General features: G+C 71.7%; 18 protein-coding genes, 1 tRNA gene and 1 pseudogene. 5 read left to right on the top strand and 15 right to left on the bottom strand.

The genetic code is table 11. The features are described from left to right. Positions 1 to 33: 33 nt before the first annotated feature. Positions 34 to 1,626 carry a dynamin family protein gene (locus ABT360_RS00460; protein ID WP_351808953.1) on the bottom strand — a complete coding sequence of 531 codons (1,593 nt, stop codon included), beginning with the start codon at positions 1,624 to 1,626 and terminating at the stop codon, positions 34 to 36. Between the two features lie 314 nt (positions 1,627 to 1,940). On the opposite strand from ABT360_RS00460, the gene ABT360_RS00465 reads away from it, so the two are divergent. After that, a tRNA-Arg gene (locus ABT360_RS00465) sits at positions 1,941 to 2,013 on the top strand. 279 nt (positions 2,014 to 2,292) lie between these two features. Here the strand turns inward: ABT360_RS00465 and ABT360_RS00470 are convergent. The 6 genes from ABT360_RS00470 to ABT360_RS00495 form a co-directional block, all read right to left on the bottom strand. After that, positions 2,293 to 3,753 (bottom strand): hypothetical protein, encoded by a 1,461-nt coding sequence (locus tag ABT360_RS00470; protein ID WP_351808956.1) that lies wholly within the window; start codon positions 3,751 to 3,753, stop codon positions 2,293 to 2,295. 822 nt (positions 3,754 to 4,575) lie between these two features. Beyond that, positions 4,576 to 4,959: a hypothetical protein gene (locus tag ABT360_RS00475; RefSeq protein ID WP_351808415.1), complete on the bottom strand. Its 384-nt coding sequence runs from the start codon at positions 4,957 to 4,959 to the stop codon at positions 4,576 to 4,578. 607 nt (positions 4,960 to 5,566) lie between these two features. Beyond that, entirely contained in the window at positions 5,567 to 6,196 is a 630-nt protein-coding gene (locus ABT360_RS00480; protein ID WP_351808417.1) for a class F sortase, read from the bottom strand. 11 nt (positions 6,197 to 6,207) lie between these two features. Then, entirely contained in the window at positions 6,208 to 6,918 is a 711-nt protein-coding gene (locus tag ABT360_RS00485) for a DUF4142 domain-containing protein (protein ID WP_351808419.1), read from the bottom strand. 119 nt (positions 6,919 to 7,037) lie between these two features. Continuing rightward, on the bottom strand, positions 7,038 to 7,499 hold the full coding sequence (locus tag ABT360_RS00490) for an anthrone oxygenase family protein (RefSeq protein WP_351808421.1): 462 nt from the start codon (positions 7,497 to 7,499) through the stop codon (positions 7,038 to 7,040). Between the two features lie 109 nt (positions 7,500 to 7,608). Further along, complete coding sequence (locus ABT360_RS00495) at positions 7,609 to 9,195, bottom strand: YfbK domain-containing protein (RefSeq protein ID WP_444852157.1); 1,587 nt, start codon at positions 9,193 to 9,195, stop codon at positions 7,609 to 7,611. Between the two features lie 368 nt (positions 9,196 to 9,563). On the opposite strand from ABT360_RS00495, the gene ABT360_RS00500 reads away from it, so the two are divergent. Continuing rightward, entirely contained in the window at positions 9,564 to 10,193 is a 630-nt protein-coding gene (locus ABT360_RS00500; protein ID WP_351808425.1) for a helix-turn-helix transcriptional regulator, read from the top strand. Between the two features lie 39 nt (positions 10,194 to 10,232). Here the strand turns inward: ABT360_RS00500 and ABT360_RS00505 are convergent, their stop codons facing one another. Both ABT360_RS00505 and ABT360_RS00510 read right to left on the bottom strand, forming a co-directional pair. Continuing rightward, positions 10,233 to 11,102 carry an ABC transporter permease gene (locus tag ABT360_RS00505; protein ID WP_351808428.1) on the bottom strand — a complete coding sequence of 290 codons (870 nt, stop codon included), beginning with the start codon at positions 11,100 to 11,102 and terminating at the stop codon, positions 10,233 to 10,235. Further along, positions 11,099 to 13,933, bottom strand: a complete 2,835-nt coding sequence (locus ABT360_RS00510) for a CocE/NonD family hydrolase (RefSeq protein ID WP_351808431.1) — start codon at positions 13,931 to 13,933, stop codon at positions 11,099 to 11,101. Before ABT360_RS00510 ends, ABT360_RS00505 begins: the two co-directional genes overlap by 4 nt. A 122-nt stretch (positions 13,934 to 14,055) precedes the next feature. Here ABT360_RS00510 and ABT360_RS00515 point away from each other — a divergent pair. Together ABT360_RS00515 and ABT360_RS00520 are read left to right on the top strand one after the other, a co-directional pair. After that, positions 14,056 to 14,525: pseudogene (locus ABT360_RS00515) on the top strand (GNAT family N-acetyltransferase). Between the two features lie 104 nt (positions 14,526 to 14,629). Beyond that, positions 14,630 to 15,832, top strand: coding sequence for a S8 family peptidase (locus ABT360_RS00520; protein ID WP_444852152.1), 1,203 nt, complete (start codon positions 14,630 to 14,632; stop codon positions 15,830 to 15,832). A gap of 65 nt (positions 15,833 to 15,897) precedes the next feature. On the opposite strand, the gene ABT360_RS00525 is transcribed toward ABT360_RS00520, so the two are convergent. The 6 genes from ABT360_RS00525 to iolC form a co-directional block, all read right to left on the bottom strand. Continuing rightward, a complete protein-coding gene (locus ABT360_RS00525; RefSeq protein ID WP_351808436.1) occupies positions 15,898 to 16,374 on the bottom strand; it encodes a hypothetical protein in 477 nt (158 codons plus the stop codon). 338 nt (positions 16,375 to 16,712) lie between these two features. Further along, complete coding sequence (mmsA, locus tag ABT360_RS00530; RefSeq protein ID WP_351808438.1) at positions 16,713 to 18,215, bottom strand: CoA-acylating methylmalonate-semialdehyde dehydrogenase; 1,503 nt, start codon at positions 18,213 to 18,215, stop codon at positions 16,713 to 16,715. Positions 18,216 to 18,229: 14 nt separating this feature from the next. Further along, entirely contained in the window at positions 18,230 to 20,104 is a 1,875-nt protein-coding gene (iolD, locus tag ABT360_RS00535) for a 3D-(3,5/4)-trihydroxycyclohexane-1,2-dione acylhydrolase (decyclizing) (RefSeq protein WP_351808441.1), read from the bottom strand. After that, the gene (gene iolB / locus ABT360_RS00540; protein WP_351808443.1) at positions 20,101 to 20,916 is read right to left on the bottom strand and encodes a 5-deoxy-glucuronate isomerase; all 816 of its coding nucleotides are present in this window, start codon (positions 20,914 to 20,916) and stop codon (positions 20,101 to 20,103) included. The genes iolD and iolB overlap by 4 nt, the downstream gene beginning before the upstream one ends. Next, positions 20,913 to 21,830: a Cgl0159 family (beta/alpha)8-fold protein gene (locus ABT360_RS00545; protein ID WP_351808446.1), complete on the bottom strand. Its 918-nt coding sequence runs from the start codon at positions 21,828 to 21,830 to the stop codon at positions 20,913 to 20,915. Before ABT360_RS00545 ends, iolB begins: the two co-directional genes overlap by 4 nt. Continuing rightward, positions 21,827 to 22,801: a 5-dehydro-2-deoxygluconokinase gene (gene iolC / locus ABT360_RS00550; protein ID WP_351808449.1), complete on the bottom strand. Its 975-nt coding sequence runs from the start codon at positions 22,799 to 22,801 to the stop codon at positions 21,827 to 21,829. Before iolC ends, ABT360_RS00545 begins: the two co-directional genes overlap by 4 nt. A gap of 125 nt (positions 22,802 to 22,926) precedes the next feature. On the opposite strand from iolC, the gene ABT360_RS00555 reads away from it, so the two are divergent. After that, the gene (locus ABT360_RS00555; RefSeq protein WP_351808452.1) at positions 22,927 to 23,841 is read left to right on the top strand and encodes a sugar phosphate isomerase/epimerase family protein; all 915 of its coding nucleotides are present in this window, start codon (positions 22,927 to 22,929) and stop codon (positions 23,839 to 23,841) included. The last annotated feature ends 308 nt before the right edge of the window (positions 23,842 to 24,149 follow it).

The raw sequence follows: 24,149 nt of genomic DNA on the forward strand, positions 1-24,149 counted from the left end.
CGTCCCAGCGTTCGTCAACGGCGCTCACCGCCGTCACCTCTCCTTCTGCAGTCGGGACAGCGCGGCGATGAGCTCGGCCTGTGGTTCGGGGGTCACGTCGAGGGCCCGGAGCGGCTGGAGCCGCCTGGTCCGTTCCTCGTGCAGTACGCGGTCGATGTACGTGGTCACCAGCTCGCCGCCCCGGTCGCGGAGCCGCAGGGCGCCCTGGGCGCCGAGCAGCTCGGCGAGCCGTTCGCCGGCGCTGCGCGCCCTGCGCCCGCCGAGCAGCGCGGCCGCGAGGAGCGCCGCGGCCGTCTCGGCGTCCGGGGCGGAGGCCCGGTCCATCCGCCGTACCTCGTCCTCGGCCAGCTCCTCCAGGACGCGCCGCCAGCGCCGTACGGCCATCCCGATCCGCTCGCCGGTCTCCCGGTCGGGCGAGGGCGGCGCCCCGTCCCCGGTGTCCAGCACGCGGGCGGCCGGTTCACGCCGCCACGACTCCCGTACGTGTTCGTCGGCCGCGGCGACAGCGCACTGGAGCAGGGCGGCGAGGGACTCGGCCAGGGAGTCGAGCAGTTCGGTGGCCGAGCAGTCGCGGGGGTAACCGCGCCAGCGGGTGCGGGCGTCACCGGCGAGTACGGCGCCCCGCCGCAGTTCGCGGCGCACCCGTTCGCCCTCGTGCTCGTACGCCGCCTGGACGGCTCCGGTGAGGCGCACGGCCGCGGCGTACTGCGCGGCGACGGCCCCGGCCAGCTCCGGCATCCGCACCTTCAGCGAGTCGATCACCCCGCCGGCCGTCCGCCCGACGGTCTGCTGCCGGGCCGCGGGGTCCTGGGCGCGGTGCGCGAGCCAGGCGCGCAGCGGGGCGACGGCCGTGTCGGGCAGCAGCCCGCTGCCCCCGCCCGCCGACTCGGGCAGCTCGGGGATGGTGAACCGGGGCACCTCGCCCAGCCCGGCGCGGACGAGGAGCGCCTCGTACTGCCGCGACACCTCGTTGATCACCTGGTGCGGCACCCGGTCGAGGACGGTCACGAGCGTGGCGTCGTACTCCTTGGCGGTCCGCAGCAGGTGCCAGGGCACGGCGTCGGCGTACCGGGAGGCGGTGGTCACCATCACCCAGACGTCGGCGGCGCAGATCAGCTCGGCGGCCAGCTCTCGGCTCTCGACGACGAGCGAGTCGATGTCGGGCGCGTCGAGCAGCGCCAGCCCGCGCGGCACGGTGTCGGCGGTCTCCACCCGCAGGGCCCGCTCCTCGACGCCGTCCTCGTCCTCCCCGTCCTGGGGCGCCCATACGCGGGTGAGCTGCGGCAGCACCCGCATCCCGGCGAACCAGTGGTGATCGTCGGGGTGGCAGACGAGGACGGGCGTCCGGGTCGTGGGCCTGAGCACCCCGGCCTCACTGACCCGCCGCCCGACGAGCGAGTTGACGAGCGTCGACTTCCCCGCCCCGGTGGATCCCCCGACGACCGCGAGCAGCGGAGCTTCGGGCTCCTTCAGCCGGGGCACCAGATAGTCGTCGAGCTGGGCGAGCAACTCGGCCCGCGTCTGCCGCGCCCGTGGCGCACCCGGAAGGGGGAGTGGAAGACGCACGGCGGCGACACGGTCGCGCAGGGCGGAGAGTGCGTCGATGAGCTGAGGCCGTACGTCCAAGGTCACCACATGCGAAGAATGCCCAATTTCATGACCTTTTTGAAGCGTATGGCGCTCTCTGCGCGCCGATCCGACACAAGGGACAGATGGGATGAGTGGGGCGCAGGCATAACGAGTACACAACACCCGAGGCGTGAGACGCGAAAAGCGCTGCGGGAATCGCACCTGCCTGCGATTATCGGTTCGCTTCACCGAACCTCCACATCGTGCCACGCAGGTGAAGCGACCGGGTCAAGGCGATCGGAGCCCTATCCTTGTCCCCGGCAAGGTCACGGACCACCCAGCAGGGGCTCCAGGCCACAAGGCCACCACCGGCCCCCGTAGCTCAGTGGATAGAGCAGGCGCCTTCTAAGCGCTTGGCCGCAGGTTCGAGTCCTGCCGGGGGCGCTTCACCCGTGCGGCCTTCCGCCCTCCCCCTCCGGGAGGGCTTTTTTGCAGGCCAGGCGCCTCACGGAGGTGCCGGCAGGTGGGCCGCGGGCCGTGGACCCGCCCGCCGAGCGGCGATGCGCACTCGTCCGCGGTGAGGACCTTCTTACGAGCCGTGCCCCCGCGCCCGGCGGAAGACGGAGCCTGCCGGGGATCCGCTGCAACGCAGCACCCGCAGTGCCCGCGGCGCCCGACAGGTCGAGTTCGCCCCGGGCTGCCCGGAGGCTGGTGCGGAGAGGGTCAGCGCTGGGTGAGCAGCGGGGTCCAGCGGCCGTCGTAGCGCAGTTCCGCCTTCCGGAAGCCGGTGAGCGGGATCGTCGTCCTGCCGTCCAGGCTGACCAGGAGCAGCTGGTTGCGGAACTCCCCCTCGCCGGGCTCGCATTGCTCGGGGTCGCACCGCCAGGCGACGAGGTGGTTGTCGTCGGCCCACGCGAGCAGCTGCTGGCCGGGGACGAGTGCGGCCCGCCTGCCGGTCTTCGCATCCAGCACCTCGGAGACGATCCGGCCGCCCTCCCCGGCGAACGCACCGGTTACCAGCCTTCCGTCGCGGGACAGGACGGCCCCCGGCGAGGGCAGGGACGCTTCCTGCTTCGGGACCGGCATCTGCTTGCCGTTCACGTCGTGGAAGATGCCGCCCTCCTTGTTGCCCCAGGGCTCCCGCACCAGCTTCCCGTCAAGGCTCCAGCGCACGTCCTGACGCCCGCCCCCGGGGCCGGCCGCGCGCTCGTTCTTCCTGGGTGGCAGCTCGGCGAAGTGCGCCTGGCCGGACGCGACATCGATGACGTAGTAGCCGGTGCGGCTCGGCTTCGGCCCCGGTACCGTCTTGTCGTTCAGCTGGTACGACGCGTCCTTGAAGAAGCGGTCCGGGTGGAGACCGTACGCCGTCGCCACCAGGCGCTTGCCGTCCGGCGAGAACTGCACACCGCCGACTCCCTCGTCGACCTCGATCCAGCGCTTCACCTTGCCCGTGGCCAGCTCCAGCAGCCCGATCCGGTTGACCGGCAGATCGCGCTCCAGCACCGCCGCGGTCTGCATTCCCGGGGCGACATCGAGCCAGGCCCAGTCGGTCTTCTCGTACCGCCCGGTAGCCGTGTTGAGCAGGCTCCACTCGTAGGTGCCGATCGCGTCGCCGTCCGGCTGCTTCACCAGCTTCGTCGTGTAATGCGCCGAGACGGCGATCCGCCCTGCGGCGACCAAGTCCCGCGGCGGCGACTGCTCGGCATGCGCCACCACCTCCGGGGTGTCGAGCTCGGCTGCGGGCCGCCCTGGCGTACCACCGCCATCCACGGCCAGCGGCACCGCGACTCCCACCGCGACGATCGCCGCGACCACCCCGGCCACCACGAAGCCGCGTGCCTTGCGGCGCCGCAACGACCGGTGCACCCGCTCGGTGAAGTCGTCGGACAGCCGTACCTCCGGTGCGTTCGCCTTCACCGTCTCGCACACCCGCTGCTCACGTTCCGCCTCGGGCCGAGCAGGGCCCGCGCTCGGCGCACCGTGAAGCCGTAGCCCGGCCGCGCTGACACTCTCACCACCCGCCGGCCTCTCCGACGGCTCGCGGCGTCCGGCCTGCCGGCGGCAGAGCAGCTCGCGTACGTACGCCTCTGGCTCGTCAATCCGGTGCCAGCGCCTGGCGGTCTTCACCAGGGCGCGCTGCAGCAGGTCCTCGGCGGCGTGCTGATCGCCACCGCTGAGGCGCATGGCCACATGGAGCAATCCTGGCGATTTCCTCGCCACAAACCTGCGAAAATGCTGCTTCTCGTGGGCGTCCATAGTCGCCTTCCGAATGCCTTTCACTTCCCGGGACTACGGAGCGCTGCTGCTGTGCCTGTTCGCGGAAGTTTCCTCCCGCCGGGTCTGGAACCCCCCGGCTCCGTTCATCACGAATCAGGTGCCGCCCGGCAGAGCACGTCCGGGAGGGTCGCGAGCCTCCGCGACGTACGGATCCTTGACTGCGCAGTTGACGGCCTGAACTTCGCTTCGCCGCGGGTGGAGGCCGCTGCGTTGCCGTCGAGGGGAGAGGCAAGGACCAATAGGCCCGCTGCTGCAGCCGTACGCGCAGGGCTGCAGCAGCGGCCCGTTTCAGCTTGACGTTCCGACTTCCGGGGTACGGCGGAATATCCCTGACCGGGACCGGCCGACACGCTTCCCCGACACCCTGGAGTCCATGACCCCATTCGCGTACAAGATCCTCGACTCTCCATTCGGCGGGAATGCAGTGACTCTCGCCCCGCGGCCGATGGCACGTTCAGGCCGTCACATTCGCAGTCAAGGATCTTTGTACGCGCCGGGGAACCGGCATGATCACGAGCGGCCGCCACGGTCGGAACAGTTCTGAATGACATTCCAGGCAGGCTATTCACTCTGCTGGATTGAACTACAGCAAACTGCTTTCAACCGGGCGCCGGTCTTGCGCCCATGCCGGGACGTGCCCGACCTCAATGCGGGCAGGACATCCGAGAGCCTGCCTGCTCGGGCATCAGCAGTTCCGCAGCCGTCAACGCGAACTGCTCGGCCGAGGTCCTACTCAGAGAACCACTCGGTCGCCTGGGTGGCGCCACCACCGTCCCACTTGAAATACATGGCGTAGTTGTTGGGGTAGCCCTTGACGTCGTAGCCTATTTTGTCGCATCCGGCGTCGCCACCATCGTTGATGGTGAAGGCGTTCTCCTTGTACGTGATGTGTGCCGACGAGTACCAGCGCGTGAGACCACCCGAGACGCCGTGACCGTCCGCGCTGGTGTCGCAGATCGTGAACACGTCCACAGAGTCGTTGTAGGTCATCTTGCCGTGACTGTTGCTCAGGGTCCTGTTCTGGTCCGCGGCCAGGGCCGGTGACGCAGTGACGGTGAGCATCGTGGCGGCGGCCACGCCGACCACGGCCAGGCGGGTGAACGAATTGGCCATCAGTTTCTCTTCTCTGCTGGAGGGAACTGCAACCCAAGGTAATTCGACTGCAGTCAAGAAAAAGCTTTCAACCAGGACGCCGAGCTCATGCCGGGGTGGTCGACTGGTCAGCACCCCCGCAGAAGCTTGCATACTCAACCGGCCCTGGAGGGTCAATCCAGGGAATTCCCGTAATCGGGGGTTGGCATGTCCGCGCCTTTTGTTTACGAAGGTCAATATAGGGCCGGCGCGCTCAAGTGGCACGCCATTTGAGCAAGATATGAGGTTCAGGTGAAGCGGAGGCCGCACTCCGGCGGCGCCCAAATGGGGCAATGTGTGCCATGGCCCCTCGTGGCGCCGGAAAACCATTGCGGGATTTCGGGCGGTGAGATGCTCTTCCGTCCTCGAATCAGGACTCGATTTCTTAAAGAGGAGCGGGGAATTCCGCCATGCGAGTGTGCAGCTCGCCGCGGTCGCCTCACGCCACCGTGCACCGGCCGGCGCTCCACAAGTACCAGTAAAACAGCCTCAGTTGCCGGTAGTTGACCGAGCGTCAGGCAGCCCTGCGCACCCCAGCAGTAAACGGCCCGGCGTCCGTGCGCGCGGACCGGGGCAAGGTGAGTCCGTGCTACGGGACCGGCTCCCCGTAGAGGACGAGGTTCTCGGCGTACGCGTGCGCGTCGGGGTCGAAATCGCCGGTGCAGGTGACCAGTGCCAGACGGGCGGCGCCCCGGGGTGTGAACAGGTCCTGCGGCAGGGCCTTTTTGGCGTGGGTGCGGCGGGCGACGATCCGGTACGTGTGGCGTCGGCCGTCCGCCGTGGTGACGTGGGCGCGGGTGCCCATGGGTACGTCGTGCAGGGCCTCGAAGGGGCCCGCGCCCTCGGCGGCGGAGTCGAGGTGGCCGGCCAGCAGGACGGTGCCGTGCGCGGCGCCCGGGGAGGCGCCGAGCGCCCACCAGCCGAGGCGGGTGGGGGATGCGGGCACGGCCATGACCCCGGCCGCGTCGGCGGTGACCGGGTCGACCGGTACGGGGCGCAGGTGGCCCGGGATGCCGAGGGATACGGGCGGGGAGTGCGCCGGCGCCCTCCGGGCGGCCGTCGGCGGTGCGGCGGCCGCCCCCGGCAGGGTGCCCGCGTCCGGCGCCCGCGCGGGGGCCGGGAAGAACGGGAAGAGGTACGCGACGACCGCCGTGGCGACCGCAGCGAGCCCGGTCCGGACCAGTACGCGGTCCGGACCGGGCTCGTCTCGTGGCCACATGCCCACCGGTGTCAGCGGTTGTCGTTGCGGCGCATGCGGGAGGCGGCCCAGAAGGCTCCCCCGGCCACCAGGACGCCGCCGACCGCCACGGCGGGCACGGCGAGCGCGACCGGGACCTCGGCCGCCAGGGACGTCGCGACGTGACCGCCGTTGCCGGCGTGGATGGCCTTCGGGTGCGTCGCCGAGGCGGCGTGGCACTCGCCCCCGCGCACCATGTCCAGGTGCATGGCGACGACCGGGCGGGCGGCCTTGGCGGCAGCGGTCACCTCGGCGTTCTTGCCGTGGGCGATCTGGTTGTCGATCCGTGCCAGGGTCTTCTCGTGGGCGGCGGCCTGGGCGTCGAGCCAGGCCTTGTCGTAGGCCTTGGTGCCCGCCTTGGCCATGACGGCGGCGAGCGTGTCCTGCTGTTCCTTCGAGGGGGCGGCGGGCAGGTCGACGCCCTGCTTGTCGGCGAGGGCCCTGGTGTCCGCGTCGAGCTTGGTGTGGTCGCGGACGAGCACCTTGCCCACGTTCTTCACGCAGTCGGTGGTGGCGTTCTTCTGGGCGTCCTTCCCCGCCGCGATCTCGGTCAGGTTGCCCTGGTGGGAGGCGCGCAGGAACGCCGCGTCGGTGGCGAGGCCGGTGCCGTCGGCCGGGGTCGTGGCGAAGGCCGGACCGGCGGCTATGCCGGTCAGGGCGAGGCAGGTGAAGGCCGTGGCGGCCCAGCGGTGGGTGCGGGTCACGATTGGTCGTCCGTTTCTCGTCGGTCGGTGGGTGACCCCCGTCTCAGGGTCACGTCACCATCCGGACACGGCACGGTGGCGCCCGCCACTCGCCGTACTGCAAACGGCGCACGCCGGGGTCAGGTGAGCGAGGCGGTGACCAGCAGGGCGAAGGACGCCGTGATCAGCAGCGTACGAAGCAGGTGGAAGGCGTTCCAACGGGACTCGAACGCCTCCCGCACGGGGCCCGGCTCGCGGCCCCCGGAGGCGGCGAGCGCGTTGTTGAGCGGGATGTTCCCGGCCACGGTGACCAGGTGGCCCAGCACCGCGCAGACCAGTCCGGCGAGGATCAGCCACCGCTGGCTGTCCGACCGGCCCGCGATCGGTACGGCGAGGGCCAGCGCCGGGAACACCACCACGCCCGCGAACACGGCGAGGAAGACCGCACGGGGCACGTACTCGTTGACGCGCCGCATCGCCGTCACGAACTGCTCGTCCGTCAGCCGGGCCAGCGCGGGCATGACGCCGGTCAGGAAGATCAGCATGAAACCCGCGTACAGGCCGGTGGAGACGACCGCGAGGGCGAGCAGCAGCGTGGGCATGCGGTCATCATGGCAGCCGGCCCGGCGTGGCGGCAGTCCTCGGGGATCGTCCCCGGGGTCAGTCCCTGGGACGATCCCCCGGGATCAGTCCCCGGGGCGCCCCCCGGAGTCAGTCCCTGAGGCTGTTCGCCCGGCGGATCGACTCGGCCAGCTCCGCCACCACCTTGGACTCGGTCGTACGGGCCAGATCGCCCGCCCGCTCGGCGAGTTCGCCGCGCGTGGGGGCGCCCGGCAGTTCACCGCCGCGCAGCGAGTCGGCGAAGTACGCGGCCACGGCGGCGACCCGGAGGCCCGGCTTGGTCTCCTCGTCCCACAGGCCGGACCCGAGGGCGCCCGACTCCACCGAACCGGACCGCTCGTGCGGGGCGCGCGACGCCGGGTCGAGCCACCGGACGGTGGCCGTGGCCAGGCGGCCGCTCCGGTCGAGGGCGCCCGCCCGGGTCTTCACGGCGTACAGCGCGGTCACCTGGTGGCCGGGGCCGACCTCGCCGCCGTCCACCCGGTCGTCGCGGAAGTCGTCGTCGGCGACCTGCCGGTTCTCGTATCCGATCAGCCGGAACTTCTCCACCGTCTTCGGGTCGAACACCACCTGCGCCTTCGCGTCCCGGGCGCGCAGCTCGACGTGGGCGGGCAGTTGGTCGACGAAGACCTTGCGGGCCTGCTCGGAGGTGGAGACGTACGTGGTGTGGCCGTCGCCCTTGTCGGCGAGCTGCTCCATGAAGGCGTCGCCGTACTCGCTGCCGACGCCGACCCCGAAGAGCGTGATCCCGTACTCGCGCCGCTCGTCCTCGATCCGGTCCAGGATGGCCTCCGCCTCGGTCTCGCCGGTGTTGGCCAGCGCGTCGGACAGCAGGACGACCCGGTTGGTGGCGTCCTTGCGGTGGCCTTCGACTGCGGTGTCGTAACCGGTGGTCACGCCCGCCTCGACGTTGGTGGAGGACGTGGTCTCCAGCCCGTCGACGACGTCGTGGATGCGGTCGCGGTTGCCTTCGACACGGGTCATGGGCAGCCGGGTCTCGGCCTCGTCGCTGAAGGTGACCAGGGCGACCGAGTCGTCGTCGCGCAGCTGGTCGGTGAGGACGCCCAGGGATTCCCTGACCAGGTCGAGGCGGCCCGGTTCGCCCATCGAGCCGGAGATGTCGACGACGAACGTCAGGGCGGCGGGCGGGCGGGCGCCGTGCCGGTCGGAGGGCCGGGTGGCCAGGCCGACGCGGACGAGGGACCAGTCATCGGCCTGTGTACGGGCGCCGTCGACGGTCACGGTGAAGCCGTTGCCGTCGGGCTTCGGATAGTCCTGGCGGAAGCTGTTGACGAACTCCTCGGGGCGCACGGTGTCCGCCGCGGGCAGCCTGCCCTCGGCGAGGGTGCGGCGGGCGTAGCCGTACGAGGCGGTGTCGACGTCCAGCGCGAACGTCGACAGGTAATCGGCGGGCGGGGTTTCGCGCACCTCGTCACCCTGGCCGTCACCTCGGCCCGCGCCCGTGCCGTCGGCGCCGGGGCGCTGTTCGCCGTCCTGCGCGCCGGGCGCGGGGGCGGGTGCGCCGGGTGCACGCCTGCCGCTGTCGCCGGCGGTGGCGCGGTCGGTTCCCGCGCCGCCGGAGCAGCCCACGAGCAGCAGACCGCCGGCGAGCGCCGCCGCGAGCGCGGCCCGGCGTGCCTTGCCGCCGGTCCTCCATCGATACGTCTCCACGCGAATCCCCCATGTTCGTGTCCGCGTGTCCCATGTCCACGCGGACTGTCGGCACTTGTGAATGTGACGTTCGAACGCCCCGGAAGGAGCAGACGAAGCTGTTGCGGATGGGTCTCGATGCGGCAACGAGGAGCAGATGGTGAGGCCCGGCGCAGCGCTTGGCTTGGACTCGCCAACCGTTCAAAAGGGTATTGTCACGGTACGCAGTCACATGCGTACATGGAGTTGCGTGCGTTGCAAGGGGATGACGGGGGTGGTCAGCCGTGACGAACGTTCCGGGCTCCGTGCTCGGCCGAGCGGCATTAAGAGAGGCGACACCGGTGCGTGCCGCGCCACAGCAGGCACCGCGCCCGGCCGGGCAGCCGGTGCGAGGGGTGAGACAGATCTGCGCGACACTCGCCGCGCTCACCGAGTCCGCCCGCCATGAGCTGCTCACCTTCGACGATCCGGCCGCCTGCCTGGGCCTGCCGATCCCGGAGCCCTTCCTGGAGCTCGCCGACACCTGTGTGCGTACGGCAAGGGAGCGGGTGGACACGGTGCGTCAGATCGTGCCCCGTCACGCGCTGTCCAGGGTCACCGCCGCCGACGCCGCGGGGGCGGCACGCCTCCCTGGCCGGGCCAGGCTGACGCAGTCGATCCCCTTCAAGATGATCGTGGTGGACCGTACGGTCGCCGCCATCCCCCTCGACCTCGAACTGCTCTACAACGGGCTGCTGCTGATCCGCGACCCGGTCGTGGTGCAGGCCCTGGTGCGGGCCCACCACGCCTGGTGGGAGACGGGCGAGGACATCCCGGCGCGGCCCGCGCCACCCGGACCGCTGCCCGCGCATCTGCGGCCGGTGCTGGAGGCCCTGCTGGCGGGGCTCACCGATGAGACCGCCGCCGCACGGCTCGGCATATCGGGGCGTACGTACAGCCGTCGTGTGGGCGAGCTGCTCACCGCCCTGGGCACGACGAGCCGCTTCCGGGCGGGAGCGGAAGCGGCTCGTCGCGGCTGGCTGTGATCCGGCCGGGCGTCAAGGCCGGGCCAGGGCCACACCGCCCTAGGACACGATGTCCTTGCGGGCGAAGCCCCGGAAGGCGAGCGCGAACAGGACCAGGGCGTACGTCACGGACACCGCCGCGCCCTTGAGCATGCCACCCCACTCCAGTTGCGGCTGGAGCGCGTCGGCCCAGGCGAACTGCCAGTGCGCGGGCAGGAAGTCCCGCCAGGAGCCGAGCGCCGTCACCGCGTCCAGCACATTGCCGATGATCGTCAGTCCGACCGCGCCGCCGACCGCGCCGAGCGGGGCGTCGGTCTTCGTCGACAGCCAGAAAGCGAGGCCCGCCGTGACCAGTTGGGAGACGAAGATGAAGGCGACGACCAGCGCGAGGCGGGGCACCGTGTCGGCCGTGGCGAGGGAGCCGCCCGTGGGCAGTTGCAGTGGCCCCCAGCCGTATGCGACCGTCCCCGCCGCCAGAGCCACCAGCGGCAGCAGCAGCATCGCGGCCGCGCTGAAGGCGAGCGCCACGGCCAGCTTCGACCACAGCAGCCGGGCTCGGGGCACGGGCGCGGCCAGGAGGTAGCGGAGGGAGGACCAACTGGCCTCGGACGCGACCGTGTCGCCGCAGAACAGCGCCACCGGCACCACCAGCAGGAAGCCGGCCGAGACGAACAGGCAGGTCGCGGCGAAGTTGGCGCCCGACGCGGTCGCCGTGTCCATCAGGGTGATCCGGTCGTTGCCGCGCCCGTCCGGTCCGCCGCCGATCGCGAAGGCGGCGATCAGCACGAAGGGCAGGGCGGCCAGGATCGCGCCCATGACGAGGGTGCGGCGCCGCTTCCACTGGCGTACGGCTTCGACACGCAGCGGCAGGGTGTGCCCGGCCCGGTAGCCGGGCGCGGACTGGACCAGGGCGGTCCCAGGGGCGCTCATACGGATCCTCCTCCTCCGATCAGGGTGAGGAACGCGTCCTCCAGGCGGCGGTGCGGGCCGACGCCGGTCAATGGGACGTCCAGCCGGACGAGTTCGGCGATCAGTGCGGTGGCGGTCGCACCGTCCAGCCGTACGAGCAGGCCGCCGTCCGTACGGACCACCGAGCCGATGCCCGGCATGGCGCCGATCTTGTCGACCAGCGGTTCCGGCACGTCACCGGCCGTGGTGACGAGCAGGGTGTCGCCCGCGCCGGTGATCTCGGCGACCGGGCCCGCCTGGACGAGCCGGCCACGGTCCATGACGACCAGGTGCGTACAGGACTGCTCGACCTCCGACAGGAGGTGGCTGGAGACGATGACGGTCCGGCCCCCGGCCGCGTACCGGATCATCACGTCCCGCATCTCGCGGATCTGTGGCGGGTCGAGTCCGTTGGTCGGTTCGTCGAGGATGAGGAGGTCCGGCAGGCCGAGCATGGCCTGGGCGATGGCGAGCCGCTGCCGCATGCCCTGCGAATAGGTGCGCACGGCGCGGGCCAGGGCGTCGCCGAGACCGGCGATCTCCAGCGCTTCGTCGATGTGGGCGTCCTCGGCGGGGCGGCCGGTGGCCCGCCAGTACAGCTCCAGGTTCTCCCGTCCGGACAGGTGCGGCAGGAAGCCGGCGCCCTCGACGAACGCGCCCACCCGGGACAGGACGGGCGCGCCCGGCCGGATCGCGTGCCCGAACACCCGGATCTCTCCGTCGTCGGGGGTGATCAGGCCCATGAGCATGCGCAGGGTGGTGGTCTTGCCGGCGCCGTTCGGGCCGAGGAGCCCGAGGACCTGGCCCTTCTCCACACGGAAGGACAGGTCCCGGACGGCGTAACGGTCGGCGGACCTGGCGTACTTCTTCGTCAGTCCGGTGATCTGGAGCGGAACGTCGGCGAGTTCGGGATCGGGCGCGGGTGCGGTGGTGCGGCGGCGGGCGGTCAGCAGCAGGGCGGCGGCGATCAGGGCGCCGGCAGCCGGGAGGCCCCACACCCACCAGGGCAGGCCTGCGGCCTGGGTGCGCACGGCGGGGGCAGTCGGTACGGACAGGCCGCTCGTCACGTCGACGGTGTACGTCGCCGGGGTCACTGGGGAGGCGTAGCCGAGGTCGGTGGCGGCGAGGACGAGGCGCAGCCGGTGGCCCGCCTCGATCTCGTGGTCGATGGTCGGCAGCGTCAGCTCGACGGCCTTGCCCTTCGCGGCGCCCTCGACGCGGATCGGGGTGACGAGCTGGGCGGGCAGCACCTGCCGGCGGCCGTCGGGGGCGACGTCGTACACCTTGCCGAAGAGGACCGCCTCGCCGGTGCTGGAGGTGACGGTGACCCGGACGGTGGGCGAGCCGGTGATGCGCAGCGGCTCGGCGAGGGGCTGGGACTCGAACCGGGCGTGCTGTCCGGGGAAGTCGAGCGACAGGCCCACCCCGAGCGACGACAGCTGGGACAGTCCGCCGCCGACGCCCGGGACGGCGGAGATGGCGGGCGGGGTGGCCCCGGCGGGGTTGCGGAAGGTCTGCGGGCCGCCGGTGCCGGTTCCTGAGCCGGCACCCGTACCCGGGCCGGTTCCGCTCCGCGTGCCGGTGAGGGCGATGGTGCGGTCGCCGTTGCGGAGGCCGGGGTAGCTGTCGCCGGAGGCACCGCGCAGCTTGGCCTGTCCGTCGGTGGAGTCGACGCCGCCGGTGCGGCTGACCCGGAAGGCGGGGCCGGTGTCGGCGCCGGTGTCCTCCTTGAGGTACCGGTCGAACCAGGCGCCGATGCGTGCCTGGACGCGCTCGGTCTCCCGGTCTCCGCCGTCGTGCCCGCCGGCGATCCAGTCGACGGCGACGGGTGCGCCGCCCGCGCGGACGGCCTTGGCGATGGCGTCGGCGTGCGACAGCGGGAAGAGGGAGTCGGCCTGCCCCTGGACGATGAGCGTGGGCACCTTGATGCGGTCGCCGACGGCGGACGGGCTGCGCGCTTCGAGCAGCGCCCGGGCGGCGGCGTCCGGCTTCCCGGTGACGGCGACCCGTTCGTACATGGCGCACAGCACATCCTGGAACCGGCCACAGGCGGCGGTGGGCGCGGCGGGTGGGGCGGCGGCCCTGGCCGGTCCGGATTCCGCCGGGGCCGCGTCCTGACCTGGTGCCTCGTCCTGGCCGGGCGCGCGGCCCGGGGGCTGGTCGCCCTCGTCGGGCGTACGGCGCGGCGGCTGGTCCGACGACGCCACCGTGCCGGTGGTGAAGAAGATGCCGGCCCACAGTTTCTTGAAGACGCCGTCCGGGAAGAGCGCCTCCGCCAGGTTCCAGTAGGTGATCTGCGGCGCGATCGCGTCCACCCGCTTGTCGTACCCGGCCGCCAGCAGGGAGATCGCCCCGCCGTACGACGAGCCCGACACGCCCACCCTCGGGTCGTTCGCCCCGTCCAGCCGTACCTCGGGGCGTTTCGCGAGCCAGTCGATGAGCCGCGACACGTCCTTGACCTCGAAGTCCGGGTCGTTGAGCCCGATGCGTCCCGTCGAGCCGCCGAAGCCGCGCGCGGACCAGGTCAGCACGGCGTACCCGTCACGGGCCAGTTTCTCGGCCTGTGCGCGCACATCGTCCTTGCTGCCGCCGAAGCCGTGCCCGAGGAGCACGGCGGGGCGGCGCGCGTCGGCGGGGCCGGAGGTGAAGAACGAGGTGTCGATCCTCGCTCCCGGCATCTCCAGCACTCGGTCCTCGCGGCGCGGGGCGGCCTCGTCCTCCGAGGCCACCGCCGTCCATGTGCCGGCACCCGCGAGCAGCACGACGGCGGCGGCTGTGGCGGCCGCGGCGCGGCGCGGAATTCGGATCTGCATGTCTAGACCCTAAGCGGCCCGCTGCCCCGGCTCGGCTGCCGTACGGCGGAACTCGGAGGCCTCCCTGAGGCGTACGCACTACCGTCGCCGTACACCGGACGCGGTACACGAAGGGACCTGACATGGAGATCCGCCGTGCGACGGCCGTCGACGAGCTCATGGCGGCGCAGCACCTGTACGACGGCCCGGCGCGCCCCGAGTGGGCCGGGCGGTTCCTCGCCGCGCCGGACCACCTGATGCTGATCTTCCCCAAGCTCTCAACTTCGTTCGAGCAGGGGAGACCCCAACCCTCGACGGCGTCCCGGCCGGGATGGTGTCGGGCATCGAGATGCTGCACCCGGACAAGGGCGCGGAGATGTGCCTGTACGAGTTGTCCGTCGACGAGGCGTATCGGAGGCGGGGTATCGGCCGGGCGCTGACGGAGGCGCTGGCAGCCGCCGCCAGGGAGCGGGGCTGCTACGACATGTGGGTCGGCGTGGACACCGGCAACGATCCGGCATTGGCGACGTATCGCTCGGCCGGTGCGGGTGACGATGGAGAATTCGCCATGCTCACGTGGGAATTCGGCGACGAAGTGAGGAGGACCGACTAGCACTATTGTGCGGTACATGATCAGCCGAGACGCTGTGGGGCCGTCCGGAAGAAAGGTCAGGTGCCCCCGAGATGAGAGCCCCATCCCGCAGGCCCCGGCGTCCCATGGCCATACGTCCTGTGGCCGCGCGTCCCACCGCACAGCGCCGCATCGGCGCACTGATACCCGCCGTCACGCTCGCCGCCGGTCTGCAGTTCGCCGTCTCCCCCACCGCGCACGGCGCGCAGGTCGGCGACCTCCGTCTCGCCCCCGCGGAAACCGCCGTGTCGAACAGCTGGATCGTCGTCCTCAAGGACGGCTCGACACGCGCCGCCGACCTCGGCGTCACACCGCGGCACCAGTACCGCAGCGTGCTCGACGGGTTCTCCGCCACCATGTCGAAGGCGGAGGCCACCGCGCTCGCCGCCGACCCGAGGGTCGCGTACGTCGAGCAGAACCAGACCGTCCGCCTCAACGCCACCCAGCCGAACGCCACCTGGGGCCTCGACCGGATCGACCAGCGCAACCTGCCGCTGTCGACGACGTACACGTACGACACCACCGCGTCGAACGTGAACGCGTACATCATCGACACCGGCATCCGCACCTCGCACAGCGAGTTCGGCGGGCGGGCGGTCGTCGGGACGGACACCGTCGGCGGCGGTCAGAACGGGCAGGACTGCCAGGGCCACGGCACGCATGTCGCCGGCACGGTCGGCGGGAAGACGTACGGCGTGGCCAAGGCCGCCAAGCTCGTCGCGGTCCGCGTCCTGGACTGCAACGGCTCCGGCACGATCGCCGGGGTCATCGCGGGCGTGGACTGGGTGACGGCGAACGCCGTCAAGCCGGCGGTCGCCAACATGAGCCTGGGCGGCGGTGCCAACACGTCCCTCGACAACGCCGTCAAGCGGTCGATCGCGTCGGGCATCTCGTACGCCGTCGCGGCCGGCAACGGCAACATCCTGGGCCTGCCGGAGAACGCCTGCAACACCTCCCCGGCGCGCGTGCCCGAGGCCATCACGGTCGGCGCGACGGACAACGCGGACAGGCGTGCCTCGTTCTCCAACTACGGCACCTGCGTGGACCTCTTCGCGCCGGGCGTGAAGGTCACCTCGGCCTGGCGCACCGGCGACACGGCGACGAACACCATCTCCGGTACGTCGATGGCGGCGCCCCACACGGCGGGCGTGGCGGCCCTGTACCTGTCGAAGCACCCGACCGCATCCCCGGCGCAGGTGCGGAACGCGCTGGTGAACAACGCCACGAGCGGCAAGGTGCAGAACGCGCTCACGGGCTCCCCGAACAAGCTGCTGCACTCGCTGTTCTAGGACCGTCATGGGGTGAAAGGCCCGAGGAGCTCCGCACCCGCCGGGGCAGGGGCGCTCCTCGGGCATCAGCCGCTTCGCCCCCCTCCCGCTTCGCCCCCCCGCGAGGCCCGGCCGGTCGCTTGCCGCACCGGGCAAGCGCTGCCGAGCCGGCGCAGGGCACGGGGGCGTCCGGCAGCGATGTCGTCGAGCCATGCCGGCGGACGTGACTGGGAGCCCGAGAGTCTGTCGATCTCGGTGCGCAGGCGTCCTCTGCCGGTGGACAGCGCTTCTTCGACGGCGCCGTCGAGGTCCGTGTGGTGTCCCGATGGCGTCAGGAAGTCGGGGAAGTAGGAGCTGACGGGAGCGAGCGTCGTCAGGAGGTGCACGTCCCGGCCCGCTCCCGTGTCCACCAGGGCTTTGCGTGCGAGACGGTTCCAGGGTGCGAAGAAGGGGTCCGGTCCGACCAGTTGGTGAAGACTCAAGACGGTCTCCCACATCACGTCCGGTTGCGCAGCCAGCCGAAGCCGTCCGAGATCTGCACTGCTGAAATGTATGCGGAGCACAGTCCCCCCTTGTCTGTGGTCACGTGCTGGTCGCCGACAGTGTGGGTCCGCTCCATCAGACACGCGTGCCGTAAACATCTCCTTGATGTCTCGTTGGCACAGCCCTCAGCCGGAGCTTCCCGGGCGTACGAGGCGGCTCGGGGGTGACCTGGGGGGCGCTTCGATTCGGCAGCGGCGGCAGCCGTCTGGAACTCGGCTCGATCCACGTCATGCGGAGGGCGTGGACGCGGTACTTCGGTTCGTTCTCGTTCTCGGTCTCGGTCTCGGTCTCGGTTCTTCCGGAAAAGATCAACGGCCGGCCCCGGTCGGGGCCGGCCGTCTTCTCCGGGCGGGATGTGTCAGTGGTTGCGCGGGAAACCCAGGTCCACGCCGGCCGGGGCCTCGGACGGGTCGGGCCAGCGGGTGGTGACGACCTTGCCGCGCGTGTAGAAGTGCACGCCGTCGTTGCCGTAGATGTGGTGGTCGCCGAAGAGCGAGTCCTTCCAGCCGCCGAAGGAGTGGTAGCCGACCGGCACCGGGATCGGGACGTTCACGCCGACCATGCCCGCCTGGACCTCCAGCTGGAAGCGGCGGGCGGCGCCGCCGTCGCGGGTGTAGATCGCGGTGCCGTTGCCGAACGGCGAGTCGTTGATGAGGCGGACGCCCTCCTCGTAGGTGTCCGCGCGCAGCACGCACAGCACCGGGCCGAAGATCTCGTCGCGGTACGCGTCGGAGTCGGTCGACACCTTGTCGAGCAGCGACAGGCCGATCCAGTGGCCGTCCTCGTGACCGTCGACCGTGTACCCGGTGCCGTCGAGGACGACCTCCGCGCCCTGGGCGGCGGCGCCCGTGACGTACGAGGCGACCTTGTCGCGGTGGGCTGCGGTGATCAGCGGGCCCATCTCGGACGTCGGGTCGTTGCCGGGGCCGATCTTGATCTTCTCCGCGCGCTCGCGGATCTTCTGTACGAGCTCGTCGCCGATGGCGCCGACCGCGACGACGGCCGAGATCGCCATGCAGCGCTCGCCCGCCGAGCCGTACGCCGCCGAGACCGCCGCGTCGGCGGCCGCGTCGAGGTCGGCGTCGGGCAGCACCAGCATGTGGTTCTTGGCGCCGCCGAGGGCCTGGACGCGCTTGCCGTTCGCGGAGGCGGTGGTGTGGATGTACTTCGCGATCGGGGTCGAGCCGACGAAGGAGACGGCGGCGACGTCCGGGTGCTCCAGCAGCGCGTCGACCGCGACCTTGTCGCCGTGGACGACGTTGAGGACGCCGTCGGGCAGGCCGGCCTGGGAGGCCAGCTCGGCGAGCAGGTTGGCGGCGGACGGGTCCTTCTCGCTGGGCTTGAGCACGAAGGTGTTACCGCAGGCGATGGCCAGCGGGAACATCCACATCGGCACCATCGCCGGAAAGTTGAACGGCGTGATGCCGGCGACCACGCCGAGCGGCTGGCGGATGGCGGCGACGTCGACCCGGTTGGAGACCTGGGTGGACAGCTCGCCCTTGAGCTGGACGGTGATCCCGCACGCCAGCTCCACGATCTCCAGGCCGCGCGCGACCTCGCCGAGGGCGTCGGAGTGGACCTTGCCGTGCTCGGCGGTGATCAGGGCGGCGATCTCGTCGCGGTGGGCGTCGAGCAGCGCGCGGTACTTGAACAGCACGGTGGTGCGCTGGGCCAGCGAGGACGTGCCCCACGTCGCGTACGCGGCCTTGGCCGCGGCGACGGCGGCGTCGACCTCCTCGGCGGAGGCGAGGGCGACCCGCGTGGTGACGGCGCCGGTCGCCGGGTCGGTGACCGGACCCCAGTTGCCCGACGCGCCTTCGACGGTCTTGCCACCGATCCAGTGGTTGACGGTCTTCGTCATGACGAAAAGCTCCTTCACAGATGGCGGCGTCGGGCTGCGACTTGCCGGTCGTACTCCTCGCGGGCCTTGACCGCCGACGTGCGGGTCGCGGTCTCGGCCACGGGCACATCCCACCATGCCTCGGAGGCGGGCGCGCCCGACACTGTGTCTGCCGTTTCGGTCTCGACGTAGACACATGTGGGAACGGTCGCCGCGCGCGCTTCGGCGAGGGCTTCTCGCAGGTCACGGATGGTGTGGGCACGCAGGACGCGCATACCGAGGCTGCCCGCGTTGGCGGCCAGGTCGACGGGGAGCGGGTCGCCGGTGTACGTGGTGTCAGGGGCCCGGTAGCGGTAGGCGGTGCCGTACCGCTCGGCACCCACGGATGCGGACAGGCCGCCGATCGAGGCGTACCCGTGGTTCTGGAGGATGACGACCTTGATGGGGATGTTCTCCTGGACGGCGGTGACGATTTCGGTGGGATTCATCAGGTACGTACCGTCGCCGACCAGGGCCCAGACGGGGCGGCCGGGGGCGGCGAGGGCGACGCCGATGGCGGCGGGGATCTCGTAGCCCATGCAGGAGTACCCGTATTCGACGTGGTACTGGTCCCGGGAACGGGTCCGCCAGAGCTTGTGGAGGTCTCCGGGGAGGGAGCCGGCGGCGTTGATCAGGATGTCGTCGCCGCCGACCAGGGTGTCGAGTGCGCCGAGGACCTGCGGCTGGGTGGGACGCGCGTCGTCGCTCGCGGGGGTGTACGCGGAGGTCACGCGCGCCTCCCACGCGGCCTTGAGCTCCGCGTACTCGGCCGCGTACCCCGCTGGGACGGTGTGTCCGCCGAGGGCCTGCGCGAGGTGCTCCAGTCCCTCGCGGGCGTCGGCGACCAGCGGGAGGGCGGCCATCTTGTGGGCGTCGAAGCCGGTGATGTTGAGGTTGACGAACCGGACGCCGGGGTGGGCGAAGAGCGTGGCGGAGGCGGTGGTGAAGTCGGAGTAGCGGGTGCCGACGCCGATCACCAGGTCGGCGGTGCGGGCGAGGCGGTTGGCGGTGGAGGTGCCGGTGTGCCCGATGGCGCCCACGTCGGCCGGGTGGTCATGGGGCAGGGAGCCCTTGCCGGCCTGGGTGGAGGCGACGGGGATGCCGGTCGCGGCGGCGAACTCCTGGAGGGCGGCTTCGGCGCGGCTGTGGTGGACACCGCCGCCCGCGACGATCAGGGGGCGTTCGGCCGCCGTGACGGCCCGGACGGCGGCGTCCAGCCCGGCCGTGTCGGGCTGCGGCCGGCGCACCCGCCAGACGCGCTCGGCGAAGAACTCCTCCGGCCAGTCGAAGCCTTCCGCCTGCACGTCCTGAGGCAGCGCGAGCGTGACCGCACCGGTCGCGGCCGGGTCGGCGAGGACGCGCATGGCGTGCATCGCCGCCGGGATCAGCGCTTCGGGGCGAGTGATCCGGTCGAAGTACCTCGACACCGGACGGAGGGTGTCGTTGACGGACACATCACCGGCGTAGGGGACTTCGAGCTGCTGGAGGACCGGGTCGGCGGGGCGGGTGGCGAAGGTGTCGCCGGGCAGGAGCAGCACCGGCAGGTGGTTGATGGTGGCGAGGGCGGCGCCGGTGACGAGGTTGGTGGCGCCGGGGCCGATGGAGGTGGTGACGGCATGGGCGGAGAGGCGGTTCGCCTGGCGGGCGTACCCCACGGCGGCGTGGACCATGGCCTGCTCGTTGCGGCCCTGGAGGTACGGCATCTCGTCCGCGTACTCGAGGAGGGCCTGGCCGATGCCCGCCACATTGCCGTGGCCGAAGATGCCCCAGGTGGCGTTGATGAGCCGGTGGCGCTGCCCGTCGCGTTCGGTGTACTGACGGGCCAGGAAGGCGACGAGCGCCTGGGCGGTGGTGAGTCGTCGGGTGCTCATCGGTATCCCTCTGTGCGGTGGTCGGGATGGAAGCGGATCTTCCACTGCCGCTCCTCGCCCGGCCCGGCCATGACGTTGAGGTAGTACATGGTGTGCCCGGGCGCGGCGATGGACGGGCCGTGCCAGCCGTCCGGTACGAGGACGGCGTCGCCGCTGCGGACCTCGGCGAGGACGTCGGCGCCCCCGGGGCGCGAGGGCGACACGCGCTGGTAGCCGACTCCACCGCCGTCGATCTCGAAGTAGTAGATCTCCTCCAGCTCCGCCTCCTCGCCGGGGAGGTGCTCGTCGTGTTTGTGGGGCGGGTAGGAGGACCAGTTCCCGCCGGGGGTGATGACCTCGACGGCGATGAGCCGGTCGCAGTCGAAGGTGTCGGCGGCGGCGAAGTTGCGCACCTGGCGGGCGCAGATCCCGTTGCCGCGTGCTTCCACCGGTACCTCCGGCGCGGGGCCGTAGCGAGCGGGGAGTCGTCGCTCGCACTTCGCTCCTGCCAGGGCGAAGCGGCCTCCCGCGCCGGAGGCGATCTGGGTGTGGGCGTCACGCGGTAGGTAGGCGAAGTCGGTGACGCCGCTGAACACGCTTTCTCTGCCGAGGAGTTCGATGAACTCGCCGTCGACCTGCACGGTACAGCCGCCGGTGAGGGGAAGCAGGATCCACTCGCTGTCCCCGGTGGCGAAGAGGTGCGACTCGCCGGGGCCGAGGCCGAGGACGCGCAGCGCGGAGTAGCTCCAGCCGGCCCGTTCCGGGTCGATGTGGAGGGCGTAGGGCCCATGGGCCGCCTCGCCCCTCGGGACGTACAACTGCTGGTCGGTCATGATCTCTCCGTACCCTCCTGGACCGGCCCTCGGAGCAGGCCCACGGCCGTGTCGACGGCGGCGGCGACGTCGCCGTCCGCCGGGTAGAGCAGCGACCGGCCCACCACCAGGCCCTGGACGGTCGGCAGGCGCAGGGCCCTCCGCCACTTCTCGTACGCCGTGTCCTGGTCCGGCCCGACGTCGCCGCCGAGGAGGACGGCGGGCAGCGTCGTGGTCTCCATGACCCGCGCCATGTCGTCGGGGTCGTCGGTCACGGGGACCTTGAGCCAGGTGTACGCGGAGGTGCCGGCGAGCCCGGAGGCGATGGCGAGCGACGTGGTGACCGCGTCGGGGCTCAGGTCGTTGCGGACCCGTCCGTCGGCGGGGTCGCGGTGGGAGAGGAACGGTTCGACGAAGACGGGGAGCCGCCGCTCGGCCATGGCGTCGATGGTGCGGGCGGCGGAGGTGAGGGTGGTGAGGGAGCCGGGGTCGGCGCGGTCGATGCGCAGCAGGAGCTTGCCGGCGTCGAAGCCGAGGCGTGTCAGGTCCTCGGGGCGGTGGCCGGTGAACCGGTCGTCGAGCTCGAAGGCGGCTCCGGCGAGGCCGCCTCGGTTCATGGAGCCCATGACCACCTTGTCCTCCAGCGCGCCGAGGAGGAGCAGGTCGTCGAGGATGTCGGCGGTGGCGAGGACGCCGTCGACGCCGGGGCGGGAGAGCGCGAGACAGAGCCGTTCCAGCAGGTCGAGGCGGTTGGCCATGGCGAGCGGCCGGTCGCCCACGGCCAGGGCGCCCCGGGCGGGGTGGTCGGCGGCGACGATCATGAGCCGTCCGGAGTCGGCGATCAGGGGCCGTCGCCTGCGGCGGGCGGCGGCCTCGGCGACGGCCTCGGGGTGGCGGGTGCGCACCGTGACGAGGTGCGCGAGGTCGACGGTCACGGCGTGCCGCCGCTCCGGAGCACCTGCTCCACCTCGTCGGGGAACGGCATCGCGGAGGAGCAGGCGAGCCGGGAGGCGACGAGGGCGCCGGCGGCGTTGGCGTACCGCACGGTCCGCTCCAGGTCCCAGCCGGCGAGCAGTCCGTGGCACAGCGCCCCGCCGAACGCGTCGCCCGCGCCGAGGCCGTTGACGACCTCGACCGGCACGGGCGGTACGTCGGCGGTGTCGCCGTCGGCGGTCATGGCGAGGACGCCCTTGGGGCCCTGCTTGACGACGGCGAGGCGGACGCCCGTGTCGAGGAGGGCGCGGGCGGCGCGGTGCGGCTCGCGCTCGCCGGTGGCGATCTCGCACTCGTCGAGGTTGCCGACGGCGACGGTGGCGTGCCGGAGGGCCGCGCGGTAGTGGGGCCGGGCCCCGTCCTTGTCGGGCCAGAACATCGGCCGCCAGTCCAGGTCGAAGACGGTGACCCGCCCGTCCGGGGCGGTGGCGGCCGACCGTGCGGCGAGGGCGGCGAGGGTGGCCGTCCGGCTCGGCTCGGCGGACAGGCCGGTGCCGGTCATCCAGAACACGCGGGCGGCGGCGATGGCCGCCAGGTCCAGCTCGTGCTCGTGGATCTCCAGATCCGGGGCCTTGGGCTGCCGGTAGAAGTAGAGCGGGAAGTCGTCGGGCGGGAAGATCTCGCAGAAGGTGAGCGGGGTCGGGTACGCCTCGACCGGCGTCACCCACTGGTCGTCCACGCCGAACGCCCGCAGTTCCTGGTGCAGATACTCGCCGAACGGGTCCGCGCCCGTACGGGTGATCAGCGCGGCGCGGCGGCCGAGGCGGGCCGCGGCGACCGCCACATTGGAGGGCGAGCCGCCGAGGAACTTGCCGAACGTCTCGACCCGGGCGAGCGGGACGCCGGTCTGGAGGGGGTAGAGGTCCACCCCGATGCGCCCCATGGTGATGAGGTCGTACGGATCGGTCGCCATCCATGTCCCCTTCGCGTCGGCACCGGGGTCAGGTCTAGCCGCCCCTGGAAGGCCTGTCAACATTTTGTCCTTACATTCGGACGAACTCTTGACGCCTCGCTCCGGCCGCTACCAAGCTGACCTCCATGACGCCGCTGTCACCACCGCCGCTGTCCCGTATCCGGATCGGTTCCGCCCCCGACTCATGGGGCGTGTGGTTCCCCGACGATCCCCGGCAAGTCCCTTGGCAGCGCTTCCTCGACGAGGTCGCCGAGGCCGGGTACGAGTGGATCGAACTGGGGCCGTACGGCTACCTCCCCACCGACCCCGCCCGGCTCACCGAGGAGACCGCCCGCCGCGGGCTGAAGGTCTCGGCGGGCACGGTCTTCACCGGGCTGCACCACGGGGAAGCCGTCTGGGAGAAGACCTGGGCCCACGTCGCGGACAACGCCACGCTCGCCCGCGCCATGGGCGCCGACCACCTCGTCGTCATCCCGTCCTTCTGGCGGGACGACAAGACCGGCGAGGTGCTGGAGGACCGGAACCTGACGGCCGACCAGTGGCGCGACCTCACCCGCCTGACCGAACGCCTCGGTCTGGAGGTGCAGGACCGCTTCGGCCTCCGCATCGTCGTCCACCCGCACGCCGACACCCACATCGACAGCGAGGAGAACGTCACCCGCTTCCTCGACGCCACGGACCCCGCCCTCGTCGCCCTCTGCCTGGACACGGGGCACTACGCCTACTGCGGCGGCGACAGCGTCAAGCTGATCGAGACCTACGGCGAACGGATCGGCTACCTGCACCTCAAGCAGGTCGACCCCGAGATCCTCGCCCAGGTCGTCGCCGAGGGCACCCCGTTCGGCCCGGCCGTGGCACGCGGCGTCATGTGCGAACCACCGGCCGGCGTTCCCGCCCTGGAACCCGTCCTGGCCGCCGCCCAGGCCCTGGACGTCGACCTCTTCGCCATCGTCGAGCAGGACATGTACCCCTGCCCCCCGGACAAGCCCTTCCCCATCGCCGAACGCACGCGCCGCTTCCTGCGGTCCTGCGGAGCGTGAGCGCGCTCCGACGACGCCGATGGCGGCGGTCGGGAAGCGTCCGTGCGGCCGGCCGGGGCAGCCGACAGGAACGCAGGCGGAGACGCCGGACCGACCCGTCCCGGGCGCACTCGTCCGCCCCCGCACCAGGTACACGTGCGCGGAAAGCGCCCACCCTGTAACAGTGATCCCTGCCGTGTCACGCGTATCTCCGTTATGCGGGCCTTCCGTCACAGCCCTTCAACAGGCCCTTCCCGCTCGTCACTCTGTGTCGTTCAACGGGCACAGGCTCAGTGATCGCCAGCGTCAACGCCGCGGCTCCCCCGACG

This window comes from Streptomyces sp. NPDC000229, assembly GCF_040300825.1.
In the GTDB taxonomy this organism is placed as follows: Bacteria; Actinomycetota; Actinomycetes; order Streptomycetales; family Streptomycetaceae; genus Streptomyces.

What these genes read in the sequence shown, in the direction of transcription:
- mmsA (WP_351808438.1), bottom strand. Translation starts at nt 18,215, where the DNA reads ATGACGAAGACCGTCAACCACTGGATCGGTGGCAAGACCGTCGAAGGC.
- ABT360_RS00505 (WP_351808428.1), bottom strand. Translation starts at nt 11,102, where the DNA reads ATGAGCGCCCCTGGGACCGCCCTGGTCCAGTCCGCGCCCGGCTACCGG.
- ABT360_RS00510 (WP_351808431.1), bottom strand. Translation starts at nt 13,933, where the DNA reads ATGCAGATCCGAATTCCGCGCCGCGCCGCGGCCGCCACAGCCGCCGCC.
- ABT360_RS00555 (WP_351808452.1), top strand. Translation starts at nt 22,927, where the DNA reads ATGACGCCGCTGTCACCACCGCCGCTGTCCCGTATCCGGATCGGTTCC.
- iolC (WP_351808449.1), bottom strand. Translation starts at nt 22,801, where the DNA reads ATGGCGACCGATCCGTACGACCTCATCACCATGGGGCGCATCGGGGTG.
- ABT360_RS00520 (WP_444852152.1), top strand. Translation starts at nt 14,630, where the DNA reads ATGGCCATACGTCCTGTGGCCGCGCGTCCCACCGCACAGCGCCGCATC.
- ABT360_RS00480 (WP_351808417.1), bottom strand. Translation starts at nt 6,196, where the DNA reads ATGTGGCCACGAGACGAGCCCGGTCCGGACCGCGTACTGGTCCGGACC.
- ABT360_RS00475 (WP_351808415.1), bottom strand. Translation starts at nt 4,959, where the DNA reads ATGGCCAATTCGTTCACCCGCCTGGCCGTGGTCGGCGTGGCCGCCGCC.
- ABT360_RS00490 (WP_351808421.1), bottom strand. Translation starts at nt 7,499, where the DNA reads ATGCCCACGCTGCTGCTCGCCCTCGCGGTCGTCTCCACCGGCCTGTAC.
- iolD (WP_351808441.1), bottom strand. Translation starts at nt 20,104, where the DNA reads ATGAGCACCCGACGACTCACCACCGCCCAGGCGCTCGTCGCCTTCCTG.
- ABT360_RS00470 (WP_351808956.1), bottom strand. Translation starts at nt 3,753, where the DNA reads ATGCGCCTCAGCGGTGGCGATCAGCACGCCGCCGAGGACCTGCTGCAG.
- iolB (WP_351808443.1), bottom strand. Translation starts at nt 20,916, where the DNA reads ATGACCGACCAGCAGTTGTACGTCCCGAGGGGCGAGGCGGCCCATGGG.